Origin of the sequence: Urinicoccus massiliensis (assembly GCF_900120405.1) — a bacterium.
Classification (GTDB): Bacteria; Bacillota; Clostridia; order Tissierellales; family Peptoniphilaceae; genus Urinicoccus; species Urinicoccus massiliensis.
In genome coordinates this window covers 331,051-346,885 of record NZ_LT635493.1, presented here as the reverse complement: position 1 = coordinate 346,885, position 15,835 = coordinate 331,051, and the positions used below count along the sequence as shown (strand labels likewise).

Below are 15,835 nucleotides of genomic sequence, written 5' to 3'. Positions count from 1 at the left end.
TGGGGTCCCCCTAGACTCCAACATTTATTTTTTGCTATAAAAAATGCACTTATCTCTTTTTTCCTTTACAATAAAGTTACCACAACAAAATGAAAGGGTGAGATAAGTGCAAAACTATACTAACACAAATCTATTGAATTTAAAAGGTGTCTCTATTGACGAGGTGGTCTCTTTTGATGATCACATTGATGTAAAACTCCATTCTTTATACAAGGAGGGACTTTGTCCTGTTTGTGGTCATAAGACCTCTCGCATCCATGATTATCGTCTGCAAAGGATCCAACACACGCCTATTGGCTTGCGGAAGGTCTTTCTTTTTCTTCGGAAGAAGCGCTTTGTTTGTCCTCATTGTCAGAAGCGCTTTTATGAGTCTTTGGATTTCTTAGCTCCTTATTCTAGACGGACTAAGGATCTCCACTTCTTTATCCAAGACCAATTAAAACAGGTCCGGTCTTTATCTTCTATTGCCAAGGACTTGGGTTTATCTTCCTCTTGTCTCACAAGCTATCTAAAGTTGGCTCCAAGGAGGCGGCCAAATCTTCCTCGGGTCTTAAGTATGGATGAGTTTAAGGGAAATGCTGGTGGGGATAAATACCAATGTATTCTAGTGGATCCAATCCATCACCAGGTACTGGATATTTTACCCTCTCGACGAAAAAAAGCTTTAATGGACTACTTTTCTTCTTTTTCCAAGGAAGAACGAAGAAGGGTGAAGTATGTGGTTATGGATATGAGTCATCTTTTCTACGCCGTCTTAAAGGAATTCTTCCCTCAGGCAACCTTCATTGCGGATAAGTTTCATTTTGCCAGACAAGTCTTTTGGGCCTTAGAGAATGTCCGCAAGACACGACAAAAGACAAGGGATGCAAAGTATCGCCTCTACTTTAAACGGTCCAAGTCCATCCTACGGAAAAAAGGCAGTCGGCTAAGCCCCGAAGAAAAAGAAAAGCTGGAACTAATGCTTTGGCAAGACAAGGAAATCAAAGAAGCTTATTTCTTAAAAGAACGCTTTTATGACGTCTTAGATGCCTCCAGCAAAGAAGAAGCAAGACAGGCCTTAGACAAGTGGATCTGGACAGCCAAAGAAAGTGAATTAAAGGAATTTAAAGCCAGTATTCGGGCCTATGAAAACTGGAAAGAAGAAATCCTAAACGCCTTTTCCACAGGCATCACCAATGGACAAACAGAAGGCTTTAACAACAAAATCAAAGTGATTAAACGGGTTTCCTATGGGTATCGGAATTTTGAGAACTTTAAGAGTCGCATTTTAATGGTCTTTCGAGCATAAGAAAGGGGCGAGAATGAATCTCACCCCAACATTTGACAAAGAGCCATTTAAAAGACTGCTGAGAAATTCTCAGTAGTCTTTTTTTGGAGATAGGAAAAGCCCAGGAATATTCCTGGGCTTTTTCTAATCTGGGTTTCAAGGCTAGATTTTGTTAAATGAACTTTTTATGCTTCTCTCTTTACTTCTGGATCAGAGCCTAGGCGGCTACCTACAAGTCCGAAGTAGGAGGAAAGAACCATAGCTAGAACAAGGCCGACAAAGGTCCATACAGAGGCTTTAGCTGTGGTTGTAGTGACTTCTTTTGCTCCTTCTCGGGCGTCTTCAATAGTTTCTTCGGCTTGGACTTGGAGTTCTGTAAGTTTATTGGATGCTTGATTGATTTTTTCTTCAGCTTCCTTGGAGCTCTTTTCCAGGCCTGTGTAGATATTATCTACTGCCTTGTCCGCTTCTTCTGGACTTAGGTCAGAATTTTTTGCCAGAGCATTTTTAATGGCATCCCGGTCAGCGGCATTGGCAATGGTTTCTGCCCGTTTTTGTAGAGAGTCTGTAGTATTTTGAATGATTTGTTCAGATTGGTCTGGGTTGACAGCAATATCTTTTGCAGCTTCTTTAATTTCATTTCCAGCGGCTTCTAATTGACCTTGAAGGTAGTTGGGTTGCAGTTCTTTTATGTCGGTGTCTTTTAAGACTTCTTTAACATTTCCATCTAATTCTTCAGTATCAATATTTAAGTCGCCGATAATAGCATCGACACCAGATTTTGCAGCAGAACCTGCAGATTCAGCAACAGAACCTGCTCCACTGGCTACAGTTGAAGTGATATCTCCTACGGCCTTACCTATACCAGAAATAGCGGAAATACTTGCATAGGTTACTAAAACAAAGACTAAAAGAACAGAAGTAGCCCAAGTTACAAAACCGTGGAGTAGGCCAATTCTTTGGGAAGCTAAGCCAGAGACAAAGCCTCCGCAGATAGCAGAAAGGGCTAGGGCAATGACTGTCCAAATGGCAAGTCCTGTGCCGACACCGGACAAGGGGGTCCTAGAAGTGGGGTCTAAAAGACCGAAGCCTAGGGCAGATCCAATAAAGGACAGGGTGACAAAAACAGCCATAAAGGCAGCTAGGCCGGCAAAAATAGCTCCCCAGGAGATATTTGCTCCGGCGTTTTCATTTTTCACATAAGATATAAATCGTTTCTTCATTTTTCCTCCTTAATATAAATAGTAATATAAATAGTGCATTATTTATAAATAATAAATAAGTTTGACTTTATATAATATACCCAAGGAAAGATAAAATATTCAAAAAAAGTAGACTTTTTTTCAGTACAGCCAATATAAAAATTTTATAGGGAAATAGGGGAGAATTTCAAATTCCCTCCAAAAGTGGAGTTTATTAGGGGGGAGTATAAAAAGTTTAAAAAATTTTGAAAAAGGTCTTGCGTAAACATACCCATGGAGGTATAATAGACTTGTAAATAATGAATGAATATTCATATGAGTAAAAAGGAATGTTTAAGGAGGAAGAAAAAATGGCAGTATCTTGTGGAGAAATGAAAAAAGGCGACGTATATAAGTGTCAAGATTGCGGTTTTGAAATTGAAGTCATCAACGAATGTGATTGTGACAAAGACGAAGCTTGTCAACCAGGTCAAGACCATTGCTGTGAATTTACCTGCTGTGGTAAAGAAATGGTTCGTAAGTAAATTTTAAACAAAAAAGGAAGCCCAAGGCTTCCTTTTTTCATATAGGATTAGCAGTGACTTTCCAGGTAGTTGATAATGTCTTGAGATTCGTACATGGCCTGGTCACCAATAAATAAACAGGGAACTTGTTTCTTCCCACCCTTTTCAATGAGGTAGTCCCGCATGTCTGGGTCGGTGTCGATGTTGATGATCTCAACTCCTGTAATTCCCTTATTTTCCATAACAAGTTTTACCCGTTCACAATAGGGGCAATAGGTGGATGTAAAAAGTCTTAAATTTTCCATAAATTCTCCTTTCTTGTCCTTGTCCTACTTTTACCCAAGCTGGGCCAAGTTAATCAAGGAATTAGCAAGGGAAATGCTAAGAAGTGGAAAAACACCTTGTCTAAGAGAAAAAATATGCTAGAGTGGAAGAAAAGGGGGTAAGAAAATGGATGTTTTCCAATCAATTGGCCAGGGTATTGAAAAGACCCTGGATGCCTTAAAGGATTCCAAGGAAAGAATCCACTACCAGGCCAAAAAATATAGCCGCCAGTCAAAGCTTCGCTTGGAAAAGTCTCGGGTGGAAGGGGAGATTAAGCGGCTCTATGAAGACCTGGGAGAGGCCTACTACCAAAGTATAGAAGAAGGATCCGACCAGGCCCAAAGACTCCTCCATGAACTTGTGGCCAAGTTGGACCAGGAAAAAGAAATTTTAAAGGCCCTGGACAACCAGCTCAAGCAAGACCTGGTGGAGGAGGCCCCAGGGTCCAAAGAAAGGACCTGTCCTCACTGCCATGAAGTCCTGGAAGAGGGGGACCAATTTTGCAGCCATTGCGGGTCCAGCATGGAGGAAACCAAGGTCTTTAAAAGGGGAATTTTTGTAGACAATGTGGAAATCCTAACCAAGATGTGCCCCAATTGTGGCAAGCAAGTCAGTGTCCATGCCAAGTATTGCAATCGATGTGGCCTGGACCTGGAGAACTTATAGCTGGCTGAGGGATTTTTATTGAAAGTTTACCAGGATATGTTAAAATAAACTTAGGGGTAATTGAGCAGTAGAAGATTCCATCTATTTTATTAAAGGAGGAAATAGTATGGACGCTACAAGCAAAGAATTACTAGAGGTAAAAGAGTGGCTAAAAGAAGCAGATGCTGTAATTTTAGGCATTGGGCCCGGCTTAAGTAAGGCAGGTGGGGTGAGTCTTTCAGACCCCAAGCTCATGGAAGAGTGGATGCCAGACTTAAAGGCAAGAGGCCTTGAAACTGTCCTAAAGGGGATGCGGGTCTACCGTTGGTTTGATTCGGAAAACCCCTCGGACTATTGGGCCTTTTGGAGCAATTTAATTAAAAAATTGCGCTATGAAACCAAGCCCATGGAGGTCTATAAAGAGGTCTTTGACCTGGTCAAGGACAAGCCTTACTTTGTCATCTCCACCACAGTGGATGGACAAATTGAAAAGGCTGGTTTTGATATGGACCGGGTTTACATGCCCCAAGGGGACATGGCCTATTCCCAATGCTACGAGCCCTGCAACAATGAACGTTACTATAATGAAAAGGAAGTTTTTCGAATTTCCAGCCACATCAATGAAGAGGGAAATGTCCGGGAAGATATTTTGGGACGGTGTCCTTCTTGTGGCAAGTATCTGGTTCCCAATATCCGGATGGAAGAAAATTTTGTCGCCGAACCTTATTTGAAGCAAAGAAAAGATTTTGTTGACTTTGTGGAAAAAAGACGGGATAAGAAACTTCTCTTCCTAGAATTTGGGGAAGGTTTTGACCAAGCCGGCTTTATCCGCTATCCCTTTGAAACCATGGTGGAAACCTTGGACAAGGCAAAATTGGTCCGCTTTAATACCAGTGATCCTGAAGTGCCAGAGAGCATCAAGGACAAGGCCTTGGGTATTAAAGAGCCCATAGAAAAATGTTTAAAGGACCTTATATAGGTCTTAGAAAACCATCCGCAAGGGTGGTTTTTTATTGGGCACAAGGCCAATCTATGGTATAATAGCTAGAGATTGGAGGGTTTTTGTGGAAAAGAAGACATGCCAAATTAAGGGACTCAAGATTGCCTACCTACTCCAGGGCCAGGGGGACAAGTATTGTGTCCTTGCCCATGGCTGGGGGGCCAACATTGAAACCATGATGGGGGTCTATGAACAAGTTAAGAAAAATTACCGGGTCCTCCTATACGATGCCCCGGGGTTTGGTCAAAGTGATGATCCCAAGGAGGTTTGGGGAACGGAGGACTATGCCGACTTTTTAAAGGACCTTTGTGACCACTTTCATATTGACCAGGCCGACTTTATTGGCCATTCCTTTGGGGGCAAGACCCTGACGATTTTTGCCGTCAAGCATCCGGAAATGGTCCGGCGCCTGGTCTTAATGGATGCCTCTGGTGTTCTGCCCAAGCGGGGGCTGGACTATTATTTCAAGGTCTATTCTTTTAAATTTTTAAAAAGGGTCTACCTCTTTTTCCATGGGGGCCAAGGCCGGGAAAAGGCCCTGGAGGGTTTTTATAAGAAGTTTGGGTCCGATGACTACCAGGCCTCCCAGGGGATTATGCGCAAGACCTTTGTCAAGGTGGTCAATGAATCCACGGAAGCCTATTTTCCAAAAATCAGCCAACCCACCCTTTTAATTTGGGGCCGGCAGGACCAAGCCACCCCCCTTTGGATGGGGAAGGTCTTTGAAGAAAAAATTCCCGATGCCGGATTGGTGGAACTCAATGGGGGACACTACAGCTATGTAGATGACTATGGAACCTTCTCGGCAGTGATTGGTTCATTTTTAAAGGATTAAGGAGAAGAAGATGGAGAAAGAACTTTTATTCGGCCTCTTATACCTGGTTTATTACGGGGGCTTGGCCGGTCTTACTTACTATATTATTCAAAAAAATAGCCCCGACCCCCTGCACATGATGCAATTGGAAGGCTACCAACCCCGGGACTATCAACTTTGGCTCAAGGACAACAAGGCTTTTAACTTTGCCCTTAAAATTTCCAGCAGCCAAAACAAGACCCCCTTGGTTTGGACAGACCGGGCAAAAAGACTCCATAAAAGGCACCTGGAAACCATCCTCCTGGTCCTGGCGAGTCTCTTGGTTTTGTCCATCTTCCTCTACAAGTATTTTTTCTGGCTGTTTTTCTATCCCCTCTGCCTGGGGGTTTTCGCCTTTAGCCAATTCCACTGGATTATCCTGGCAGCCAAACTCAACCTGCCCCTGGAAAACAAAATCAACCAGGGCTTTTACGATACCGCCAAGGAAAAGATTAGGGCCCGGAAGGACCTGTCTGTTGTGGGAATTACTGGGTCTTTTGGTAAGACCTCAACCAAGTTTATGACAGCCACCATCCTGGAAGAGGCCTTTAAGGTCCAAACCACCCCCTCTTCCTTTAACACCCCCATGGGACTATCCAAGGTCATCAACAATGACCTGACAGAAAACAAGGAGGTCTTTGTGGCGGAATTGGGGGCCAAGGAACCGGGAGAAATTAAAGAGGTGGCCGACCTGGTCCAGCCCACTATTGGGGTCATTACAGCCATTGGTCCCACCCACATGCACCTCTTTAAAACCATAGCCAACATTCAAAAAACCAAGTACGAACTCATTGAAGCCCTGCCCCAAGACGGGGTGGCCATCTTTAACGTAGACAATGCCTATGTCCGAGAATTGGCTGATGGCTGTGACCGAAAAACCATCCGCTATGGAATGGACTTGGACCAAGACCTGGATGTCTTTGCCGACCAAATCCAAGTTGGGGCCCTGGGGTCCAGCTTCCAACTCCACCTGCCAGGTCAAGACCCTGTCTTGTGCGAAACCATTTTATTGGGTAAGCACAATATTTCCAACCTTCTGGCGGCGGCTTGTATTGCCTACAGCCTGGGGATGACAGCAGACCAAATTGCAGCGGGGATCCGAAAAGTTCAACCTGTGGAACACCGTCTCCAATTGATCCAAGGCCCCAGTGGGGTCAATGTCATTGACGATGCCTTTAACTCCAACCCTTTTGGGGCCCGGGCAGCCCTGGAAGTCCTAGGAGCCTTCCAAGATGTTAAAAAAATCATCATCACTCCCGGCATGGTGGAATTAGGCGACATAGAAGAAGAGGAAAATGAAAAATTGGGTCAAGAAATTGCCCAAGTTGTGGACTACTGCATCCTGGTAGGGGAAAAGCGGACCCAACCCATCCAAAGGGGGCTAAAGGGAGCAGGCTTCCCCCAAGACCGGCTCTTTGTTGCCCAAAGTCTGGATGAAGCCACCCAAATTTCTGCCCACCTAACAGGGCCTGGAGATGTGGTTTTAATTGAAAATGACCTACCCGACAGCTACAATGAAGTCTAGGAAGTCTTCCCCAGGTTAAGCCTGGGGATTTTTATAAAATTAAAAAAAGATTTAAGGTTCTGGAAGGACTTGGTAAAGTTTACAAAACTTTCCATAAAAGCAAACGCTCAGGACCGGAGTGTGATAAAATAAAAGGTAGAAAGTCTATATTTTTAGGAGGAAGTATGAAAACAATCGGAGTCTTGTTTGGCGGCAAAAGTGTCGAACATGAAGTGAGTGTTATTACCGGGGTTCAAGTCATGGAAAACTTGAGCAAGGACTATTGTGTGGTTCCCATTTATGTAAAAAAAGATGGACAATGGCTGGGGGGAGAGAGCCTAAAGGACTTCAAGTCTTTTAAAAACCAAGATTTTTCCCAGGCCTATCCGGTTTATTTTAAGGCCGGAATCCCCTCCTTGTTCCACCTGCAAAGGCAAAAGGGAGGTCTTTTAAAGGGAGACCAGCTGGTGGAAGAAGAAAGAAAAATTGACTGCATCATCAATGCCCTCCATGGGACCAACGGAGAAGACGGGTCCATGCAGGGGCTCTTGGAACAATGGTCTGTGGCCTATACAGGTTGCCAGGTGCCGGGGTCAGTCCTGGGGATGGACAAGGTCCTGATGAAGGAACGCTTTAGCCATTGTGGCATCCAACAAGTGGCCTATACTTGGTTTAAGGCAAGGGACTGGAAGGAAAACCGGGACCAAGTCGTGGAAAAAATTGAAAAAATTGGCTACCCCCTTATGGTGAAGCCCTCCACCCTGGGGTCCAGTATTGGGATTTCCAAGGTCAAGGAAGAAAAAGATCTGGAAGCTGCTGTAGACCTGGCCTTGTCCTATGACAAAAAAGTGGTCATTGAGCATGCTGTGGACCATCTTAGAGAACTGAATATTTCTGTTTTAGGGGCCAATGGGACCTATGACTTAAGCCCCATTGAAGAGCCCAAGAGCCTCAACGACCTCTTGACCTTTGATGAAAAATACATCCACTCCAACAACAAGGCCGGGGGAAAAACTTCCGGCAAGGGAGGGCGAAATATCGTGGTTCCTGAAGAAAAGGTCCTGGAAGCCATCCACACCATGGCCCGGTCTGCCATGGATGCCATTGATGGTGCCGGAGTGGTTCGGATTGACTTTATGATGGAAGGGGACCAAGTTTACCTCAATGAGATCAACACCCAACCCGGGAGCATGGCCTTCTACCTCTGGGAAGAAGCGGGCCTGTCCTTTAAAGACCTCCTGGACCGGATTATCGACATTGCAGAAGAAAAGAAAAGGGAAAGGGACCAAATTATCTATTCCTACGAAAGTAACTTATTTCAAAGGTCAGGTTTTGGTTCCAAACTATAGGAGGCAAGATTGATAGAAGACAAGCTGTTAGATTATTTAAAAGAACCCAAAACTGAAAAGGAAATCTTCAGCCACTTCCAAGTAGATGGACCCATGCGCAAGGAAGTGCGAAAGCTCTTGAATAAATTGGAAGACCAAGGAAGGTTAAGTCGGACCAAAAAAGACCGCTACCAATGCCTTGAAGATGACCATTGGATCAAGGGGGAATTTCAAGGAAATCAAAAGGGGTTCGGCTTTGTCTTGCCTATCGACCAAGACCTGGAAGATATTTATATTGATCGGGCAGATACGGCCGGGGCCTTGGACCAGGACCAGGTCCTGGTTAAGATGGTGGATGAAAAAAGCCGCCGGGGCCAGGTGGTTCGGATCCTGAGCCGGGGCCGGAAGAAGTTGGTAGGGACCTTTGACCGGTCCAAAAAAGATTTCGGCTTTGTCCGCCCAGACGACCACCACTATTCCAGAGACATCTACATTGGCAAAAAACAAGTCAATGGTGCCAAGGATGGGGAAAAGGTCGTGGTGGAAATCACCAGCTGGCCCGACAATGACCGGAAGCCCGAAGGCAAGATCCTGGAAATCCTAGGCCACAAAAACGACCCCCAAGTGGAAATTTTGGCCATTGCAAAAGAAATGGACATCCCTATGGATTTTTCCAAAAAGACCCTGAAATATGCCCGGGAAGTCCAGGAAGAAGTGGACCCCAGGGACTGCCAGGGCCGCTTGGACCTAAGAGGGGAAAAAATCTTTACCATTGACGGGGCCGATTCCAAGGATTTTGACGATGCCATTTCCATTGAAAAAACAAACAAGGGCTATAGGCTGGGAGTCCACATTGCCGATGTGGCCCACTATGTCAAAGAAGGCCGGGCCATTGACAAGGACGCCTACACCCGGGGCAATTCCGTCTATCTTTTAAGCAAGGTCATCCCCATGCTGCCCAAGAAATTGTCCAATGGGATTTGCTCCCTCAACCCCCATGTGGACCGGCTCTGCCTAAGTGTCATTATGGACGTAGACCTAAAGGGTAGGGTGAAAAAACACAAGATTTGCGAAAGTGTCATCCAGTCCAAGGCCCGGCTGGTCTATGATGATGTCAGCGACTACCTGGATTATGGTAAGCCCCATCCCTCCTTTGCCGGCCTAGAAGAAGACCTGGACCATGCTTTTGCATTGGCAAAAATCCTCCAGGAAAAACGCCACAAGCGGGGGGCCATTAACTTTGACATGGAAGAAAGAGAAATCAAGTTGGATGAAAATGAACGGGTCCTGTCCATTTCCATTGCCCAAAGACGGTGGGCCAACAAGTTGATTGAAGAATTCATGATCCTCTGCAACGAAACAGTGGCAGAGCACTATTATTGGATGAAGGTCCCCTTCCTCTACCGGATCCACCAGGAGCCCGACAAGGAAAAGCTCCTGGGCCTCAACCAAATCATGCGGCCCTTTGGCTACCGCTTGAACCAGGTAGAGGATATTCAACCGGGGAAAATTCAAGACCTCCTGGAATCTGTCCAGGGCAAGATAGAATACCCCCTGATTGAAATGCTGGTTCTTAGAAGCTTGAAAAAGGCCAAGTACAGCCCCATTATGGAAGGCCACTTTGGCCTGGCCAGTCGCTTTTACAGCCACTTTACCTCCCCCATCCGGCGCTATAGTGACCTGCAAATCCACCGGATCATCAAAGACGACCTCCATGGCCTCCTAAGTATGGACCGGATCAACCACTATGAAGGCATCTTGGAAGAGGTGGCCCTTCACGTTTCAGCCACAGAAAAATTGGCTGTGGAAGCTGAAAGACGGGTAGAAGATGTCAAAATTGCCGGCTATATGGAAGACCATCTGGGAGAAGAATTTGACGGCATGGTTTCAGGAATTACAGGCAATGGCGTCTTTGTCCAATTGGAGAACACTGTAGAAGGCTACATGGGCTATGAAAGCCTGGAAGACCACTTTACTTTTGATGAGAACCGCTACATTGCCCTGGCTAAAAACGGGCGCAAGTTCTACCTGGGTATGAAGTTGAGAATCCGGGTAGAATCCGTAGAAAGAGAAAAAGGACATGTGAATTTTAGTTTGGTAGGTGACCCCTTTGGCGAAAAAAAAGACCAAAAAGACAAATGAACTGGCCAGTAACCGCAAGGCCAGACATGATTATTTTATTGAAGACAGCCTGGAGGCCGGCCTTGTCCTAGTAGGGACAGAAGTCAAGTCCATCCGCAAGGGGAGTGTCAGCCTGGCCGACGCCTATGCCTCCATCCACAAGGATGAAGTCTATGTGGAAAATATGCACATTGCCCCCTATGAAGAGGGTAACCGCTTCAATGTAGACCCCCTGAGAAAGAGAAAACTCCTCCTCCACAAAAAAGAAATTCAAAAATTAAAAAAGAGCCTGGACCAAAAGGGTAAGACCCTGGTTCCCTTAAAGCTCTACCTGGTCCGAGGAAGAGTCAAGATGGAATTGGGTTTGGCCCAGGGGAAAAAGCTCTATGACAAGCGTCAAGCCTTGAGGGAGAAGGAAGTAAACAAGAAACTTAGGGACCTGACTAAGTATTAAATCCCCAAGAAAAATCTAGGAAAATCTATTGACAAGCCAGTCGGACAATGCTAAAATAGAAAATTTATTGACGCCGGCCCTTAAATATGTTATACTAATGAAGTAAATCATTGTATAGAAGGGTGGTAGTACAGTGAATCAGATGGAGCAAATCCGCAAAGAGTTAACAAGACACATAGGCAAGCGGGTCATTTTAAAGGCAGACAAGGGACGAAAGAAAATTGTCACCCGGCGGGGACGCTTGGTGGAAGTCTATTCCAGCTTATTTGTCGTAGATATTGAACATGAAGTCAGCGAAGGAAAGCGGACCATTTCCTATACCTTTTCCGACGTCCTTACATCAACCGTTCGACTAACCATTATTGACGATGATGGGGCGGGAGAAAATAAAAAAATTTCCTAGATGAAAAGTTCTTCTCCAAGGGGGAGGACTTTTTTTGTGCCCGGTGGCCTATACCCGGCCCGGGCCTTATGGTATAATAAAAAAGACTTTTATTTGGAGGACCCATGGACCAACTTGTCATTGAAAGCAGAGGAAAAATAAATAGGGGTTTAAAAATTCTCGGAAAAAGACCTGACGGCTACCACAATTTGGATTCCATTATGGTGCCCATTAGCTTGAAGGACACTATCACCCTGACCAAGAGAGACCGGGGCCTGGTCTATGAAAGTAATAACCTGGACCTGGCCTGGACGCCGGATAATTTTTGTAAAAAGGCCCTGGACCTTTTAGAAAAAAAGCTGGCCAGGACTTTTTCTCTGGCGATCCAATTGGAAAAGAGGATCCCTCTTGGAGCCGGTCTAGCCGGCGGAACAGCCAATGGAGCCAGTATCTTAAAGGGTCTGAACCAACTCTATGATTTAAAAGTGGACCTGGAAGACCTCCAAGCCTGGGCCTTGGACCTGGGGGCCGACTTTCCCTTTTGCCTTTATGATCGGCCAGCTCGAGTTGGGGGGATTGGAGAAAAAATCCAACCCCTGGAGGGGAAGGAAGAAGCCATCCTCTTGGTAAACCCCGGCTACCCACTTTCCACACCGGAAGTCTATGCCTGGTATGACCAAGACATGGACCGGGGCATCCAAGACCAGGCCATCAACGACTTGGAGGGGCCTGTCCTAAGACGCAAGTCCCAATTGGTCCAAGTCAAAGAGAGCCTGGAAGCCACAGGGGCCTATGAAGTTTCTATGTCCGGATCGGGTCCTACATTTTACGCAGTTTATAAAAGCCCAGACCAAAGAGATCGGGCCAGGGAAAAACTAGAGGGGACTTTTGAAAAGGTCCTGGCCTGTTCAACAGCCTTATAGGAGGAAATATGCAAGGGATTGGCCTATACGACAGTGGCCTGGGAGGCCTAACTGTCTTAAGGGAAGCCAAGAGATGCTTTCCCAATGAAAAATTCATTTACTTTGCCGATGAGGCCCACCTGCCCTATGGGACCAAGAGCCTGGACCAAATCAGGACCTATGCCCAAGAGGCGGGAAGGCACTTTCAAAAGGCCGGAGTTAAGGCCCTGGTGGTGGCTTGCAATACAGCCACCGGGGCAGCCCTGGACCTCCTGCAAAACCAAATGCCCTGTCCCGTTCTGGGTGTGATAGAGCCGGGAGCCAAGGCGGCCCACCAGGCATCGAAAAATAAAAAATATGCCCTCTTGGCCACCCAGTCCACCATAGACCGGGGCCTCTACCAAGCCTACTTAAAAAATTTAGATCCCCAGGGCCAAGTTTACGGCCTGGCCTGTCCCCAATTGGTCCTGGCAGTGGAAGACGGTCTGGCAGACCACTACATCGGCCAAAAAATCGTCCGGGAATACCTGGACCAGCTTCCAACAGACTACGACACCCTGATCCTGGGTTGCACCCATTTTCCCCTGGCTCGAAAGGCCATGGAAGATTATTTCAAGGAAAAAAACCGGCAGGTTCAAATCATAGACCCGGCTATCCAAACCTGCCGGGACCTGGCAGACCTGGTTAAGATGGAAGAGGAAAAGATTGGAAAAATAACCTACTACACCAGCGGAGACAAGAGACTCTTTCGGGAAAAACTAGAAAGACTCTTTGGCGAAAAAGTCCATGTGGCAGGCTGGGATTCTTAAAGAACAAGAAAAAAGATTTAGGAGCAGAAAACCTGCTCCTATTTTTTATGGACAAAAGAGAAAAGAGGCCGACCATAATTTTAATCCTATATATGATAGAAAAAGAAAAAATTTTTTTAGGTTGGGTCTAAGAAAATAAAAAAAGGGAAAGAAATTTTTGGAAAAGCCCCAGGCCCCTAAATATGGGAATTTCTTAACGATTATGAAAATATTTTCTTGGCTTTTTTTCATGGGATCAAAAAGTTCAAAAGAGAATCCTAACATTTGTCAAAGAAAAATCAATAAATGTATTGCAATTTGTGAGATTTTATATATAATAATACATGAGCATTGAGAAAAGGGACAGGTGAAGTCGGGTTGATTTTACCTTCTGAACGGTTTCGAGCAAAACCGGAAAACCTTTACTAGTTTTAATTATTTATATTTTATGATGGAGGGAAAGATGAAAGCTCTAAAAATTATTTTTAAGCTCAGTCCTGTGGCCCTATTAGCTTGGTTACTATTAGCCGGTAAGGGCGGCGGAGAAGGCTTCAACATGTTAATTGCAGGACCACTTGCTCTTATGTATGCAGGTTTTGTAGCCTATTGCACTGAAGGCATTAAGCCAGCAGATGCAATCGAAACAGCCGTAGAAAATGTTCGCGGAATCCAATTGGTATTTTTTATTTTAATGATGGCTTATGCTATGGCTGGTTCATTTATGCAAACAGGTGTAGGTGCTGCAACAGTTAACCTTGCACTATCCGCAGGTCTTTCAGCAAAGACAGTAGCTCCCGTTGGTCTACTTGTAACAGCAGTTCTTTCTGTTGCAACAGGTACTTCCTGGGGAACATTCGCAGCTTGTGCTCCAATTTTCTTGTGGTTAAACCACATCGTTGAAGGAAACTTACTTATTACAGTTTGTGCCATCACCGGTGGAGCTGGTTTCGGGGACAACATCGGTTTAATTTCCGATACAACAGTTGTATCCTCTGGGATCCAAGGTGTTGAAGTTATCGACCGTATCCGTTACCAAGGTGTTTGGTCTATCCTATGTTTAGCAACAACATTCATTATCTTCTTTGCATTGTCTGCAGGTCTTCCTGCTAAATCAGCTACAGGTGCTGAAGCCTATGCAAACATCTCTCAAGAAACATTAGACTTCTTGGCTGAAAAACGTCCCGACGCTTTAGCCCTACTACAACAAGTACGTGACGGCGTTCCAGTTTACATGGTTATCCCCCTAATCTTCGTAGTAGCTATTGCTATTGCAGGGGTTCCAACAATCTTCTGTTTAGCACTTGGTATCTTTGCAGCTATGGCCCTAGGTCTAGTTGCCGGTACTGTTGAAAGTGTTCCGGCATTCTTGGAAGACATCGTTCAATCTGGTTTCGCAGATGCAGGTTCTTGGGTTATTGTAATGATGATGTGGATCTCCGGTTTCGGTGGAGTCATGAACAAGATGAAGGCCTTCCAACCACTTGCTGACCTAGTATTGAAACTATCCCACAGAGTTCGTGGATTAATGACTTGGAACGCTGTATTATCCATTGCAGGTAACGCCTTGTTAGCCGACGAAATGGCTCAAATCGTAACAGTTGGTCCAATTATCCGTGAATTAGTTGAAGAAAACATTGAATGTAGTGAAGAAGATCAATATTCACTTCGTTTAAGAAATGCAACCTTCGGAGATGCAATGGGTGTATTTGGTGCCCAATTAATTCCATGGCACGTTTACATTGCCTACTACATTGGAATTGCATCTGCAGTTTACCCAGTTTACAACTTCCAACCAGTGGACTTCATCCGTTACAACGTAATGGGCTTTGTAGCCGTTGGATCCTTGTTAATCTTAACATTCACTGGTTTAGACAGAATGGTACCCCTATTCGGTATGCCACATGAACCAGAAGCAGTTTTACGTAAACAACCAAAAACAGCTGCTTAAATTCAAGTCAATGCTTGTAAAAGAGCTCCCTCAGGGAGCTCTTTTTTTTCATGACCTAACCCGATGAGGACGAGTGAAACGAAGTCCGAATCGTAGGTAGGTCAGATACTAAGATTTCCCAAGAAGACGAGCAAAGCGAAGTCTGATTGGTAGAAATCGACAGTGCCATGACCTATCCGAAATCTCTGATTTGACAGCAAGCGACCATCCCTGCTATAGGAAAGATACTCTGTAGGAGCGATTTTATATCCCCTACTGCGAATCAAATCATATAAATATAGGGAATAAATTTAATAAAATATCTCTGTAGGGGCGACCCTGTGTCGCCCGATATACCAAACCTGAATATATAAACATAGGGTGAATGCCTATTTAAATTATTCCCTATATTCACGTTTTATTTCTTTCAATTTGAATGATTGGATCCTTACAGTTTCGAGTGATATAAGGGATGGTCCATAGGAGCGATGTCGCCCAATCCACAATCCCGAATTTGTAAATTTTAGGATTAGATTTTACTCACCTTGTGGGTACATACCCTGAATTGCATAAAGGGCTGGACAGGCCAGCCCCTACATAATGGTTTGTCAATCCGGGAACCATATAAATATAAG

15 protein-coding genes are annotated in these 15,835 nt (G+C 45.0%); 13 read left to right on the top strand and 2 right to left on the bottom strand.

What is annotated here, in order from left to right; all coding sequences use genetic code 11:
* Nucleotides 1-133: 133 nt before the first annotated feature.
* Nucleotides 134-1,288 (top strand): ISL3 family transposase, encoded by a 1,155-nt coding sequence (locus BQ7400_RS06320; protein WP_180371964.1) that lies wholly within the window; start codon nt 134-136, stop codon nt 1,286-1,288.
* A gap of 164 nt (nt 1,289-1,452) precedes the next feature.
* On the opposite strand, the gene BQ7400_RS06315 is transcribed toward BQ7400_RS06320, so the two are convergent.
* On the bottom strand, nt 1,453-2,490 hold the full coding sequence (locus BQ7400_RS06315; RefSeq protein ID WP_072469827.1) for a hypothetical protein: 1,038 nt from the start codon (nt 2,488-2,490) through the stop codon (nt 1,453-1,455).
* A 329-nt stretch (nt 2,491-2,819) separates the two neighbouring features.
* Between BQ7400_RS06315 and BQ7400_RS10615 the strand changes: the two genes are divergently transcribed.
* The gene (locus BQ7400_RS10615) at nt 2,820-2,993 is read left to right on the top strand and encodes a hypothetical protein (protein ID WP_009432042.1); all 174 of its coding nucleotides are present in this window, start codon (nt 2,820-2,822) and stop codon (nt 2,991-2,993) included.
* Between the two features lie 47 nt (nt 2,994-3,040).
* Here BQ7400_RS10615 and BQ7400_RS06310 read toward each other — a convergent pair whose 3' ends face one another.
* On the bottom strand, nt 3,041-3,277 hold the full coding sequence (locus tag BQ7400_RS06310; RefSeq protein ID WP_034440925.1) for a glutaredoxin family protein: 237 nt from the start codon (nt 3,275-3,277) through the stop codon (nt 3,041-3,043).
* Nucleotides 3,278-3,422: 145 nt separating this feature from the next.
* Between BQ7400_RS06310 and BQ7400_RS06305 the strand changes: the two genes are divergently transcribed.
* The 11 genes from BQ7400_RS06305 (at nt 3,423) to BQ7400_RS06255 (ending at nt 15,221) form a co-directional block, all read left to right on the top strand.
* Entirely contained in the window at nt 3,423-3,962 is a 540-nt protein-coding gene (locus tag BQ7400_RS06305; protein WP_072469826.1) for a zinc ribbon domain-containing protein, read from the top strand.
* Between the two features lie 106 nt (nt 3,963-4,068).
* Nucleotides 4,069-4,920: an SIR2 family NAD-dependent protein deacylase gene (locus BQ7400_RS06300; protein ID WP_072469825.1), complete on the top strand. Its 852-nt coding sequence runs from the start codon at nt 4,069-4,071 to the stop codon at nt 4,918-4,920.
* 85 nt (nt 4,921-5,005) lie between these two features.
* The gene (locus tag BQ7400_RS06295; RefSeq protein ID WP_072469824.1) at nt 5,006-5,776 is read left to right on the top strand and encodes an alpha/beta fold hydrolase; all 771 of its coding nucleotides are present in this window, start codon (nt 5,006-5,008) and stop codon (nt 5,774-5,776) included.
* A gap of 10 nt (nt 5,777-5,786) precedes the next feature.
* Nucleotides 5,787-7,319, top strand: a complete 1,533-nt coding sequence (locus BQ7400_RS06290) for a UDP-N-acetylmuramoyl-tripeptide--D-alanyl-D-alanine ligase (protein ID WP_072469823.1) — start codon at nt 5,787-5,789, stop codon at nt 7,317-7,319.
* Between the two features lie 164 nt (nt 7,320-7,483).
* Complete coding sequence (locus BQ7400_RS06285) at nt 7,484-8,647, top strand: D-alanine--D-alanine ligase family protein (RefSeq protein WP_072469822.1); 1,164 nt, start codon at nt 7,484-7,486, stop codon at nt 8,645-8,647.
* Nucleotides 8,648-8,656: 9 nt separating this feature from the next.
* Nucleotides 8,657-10,768, top strand: a complete 2,112-nt coding sequence (rnr, locus tag BQ7400_RS06280) for a ribonuclease R (RefSeq protein WP_072469821.1) — start codon at nt 8,657-8,659, stop codon at nt 10,766-10,768.
* Nucleotides 10,737-11,201, top strand: coding sequence for an SsrA-binding protein SmpB (smpB, locus tag BQ7400_RS06275; protein ID WP_034440932.1), 465 nt, complete (start codon nt 10,737-10,739; stop codon nt 11,199-11,201). Before rnr ends, smpB begins: the two co-directional genes overlap by 32 nt.
* Nucleotides 11,202-11,343: 142 nt before the next feature.
* Nucleotides 11,344-11,604 carry a Veg family protein gene (locus tag BQ7400_RS06270; RefSeq protein WP_425445226.1) on the top strand — a complete coding sequence of 87 codons (261 nt, stop codon included), beginning with the start codon at nt 11,344-11,346 and terminating at the stop codon, nt 11,602-11,604.
* A gap of 104 nt (nt 11,605-11,708) precedes the next feature.
* Nucleotides 11,709-12,506, top strand: a complete 798-nt coding sequence (gene ispE, locus BQ7400_RS06265) for a 4-(cytidine 5'-diphospho)-2-C-methyl-D-erythritol kinase (RefSeq protein ID WP_072469819.1) — start codon at nt 11,709-11,711, stop codon at nt 12,504-12,506.
* Between the two features lie 8 nt (nt 12,507-12,514).
* Nucleotides 12,515-13,294, top strand: a complete 780-nt coding sequence (gene murI / locus BQ7400_RS06260) for a glutamate racemase (protein WP_072469818.1) — start codon at nt 12,515-12,517, stop codon at nt 13,292-13,294.
* Between the two features lie 442 nt (nt 13,295-13,736).
* Complete coding sequence (locus BQ7400_RS06255; protein WP_072469817.1) at nt 13,737-15,221, top strand: Na+/H+ antiporter NhaC family protein; 1,485 nt, start codon at nt 13,737-13,739, stop codon at nt 15,219-15,221.
* The last annotated feature ends 614 nt before the right edge of the window (nt 15,222-15,835 follow it).

Coding starts and splice junctions, on each gene's coding strand:
- BQ7400_RS06290 (WP_072469823.1), top strand. CDS start 5,787: ATGGAGAAAGAACTTTTATTCGGCCTCTTATACCTGGTTTATTACGGG.
- BQ7400_RS06305 (WP_072469826.1), top strand. CDS start 3,423: ATGGATGTTTTCCAATCAATTGGCCAGGGTATTGAAAAGACCCTGGAT.
- BQ7400_RS06285 (WP_072469822.1), top strand. CDS start 7,484: ATGAAAACAATCGGAGTCTTGTTTGGCGGCAAAAGTGTCGAACATGAA.
- BQ7400_RS06255 (WP_072469817.1), top strand. CDS start 13,737: ATGAAAGCTCTAAAAATTATTTTTAAGCTCAGTCCTGTGGCCCTATTA.
- BQ7400_RS06310 (WP_034440925.1), bottom strand. CDS start 3,277: ATGGAAAATTTAAGACTTTTTACATCCACCTATTGCCCCTATTGTGAA.
- BQ7400_RS06270 (WP_425445226.1), top strand. CDS start 11,344: ATGGAGCAAATCCGCAAAGAGTTAACAAGACACATAGGCAAGCGGGTC.
- BQ7400_RS10615 (WP_009432042.1), top strand. CDS start 2,820: ATGGCAGTATCTTGTGGAGAAATGAAAAAAGGCGACGTATATAAGTGT.
- BQ7400_RS06300 (WP_072469825.1), top strand. CDS start 4,069: ATGGACGCTACAAGCAAAGAATTACTAGAGGTAAAAGAGTGGCTAAAA.
- BQ7400_RS06315 (WP_072469827.1), bottom strand. CDS start 2,490: ATGAAGAAACGATTTATATCTTATGTGAAAAATGAAAACGCCGGAGCA.
- murI (WP_072469818.1), top strand. CDS start 12,515: ATGCAAGGGATTGGCCTATACGACAGTGGCCTGGGAGGCCTAACTGTC.
- ispE (WP_072469819.1), top strand. CDS start 11,709: ATGGACCAACTTGTCATTGAAAGCAGAGGAAAAATAAATAGGGGTTTA.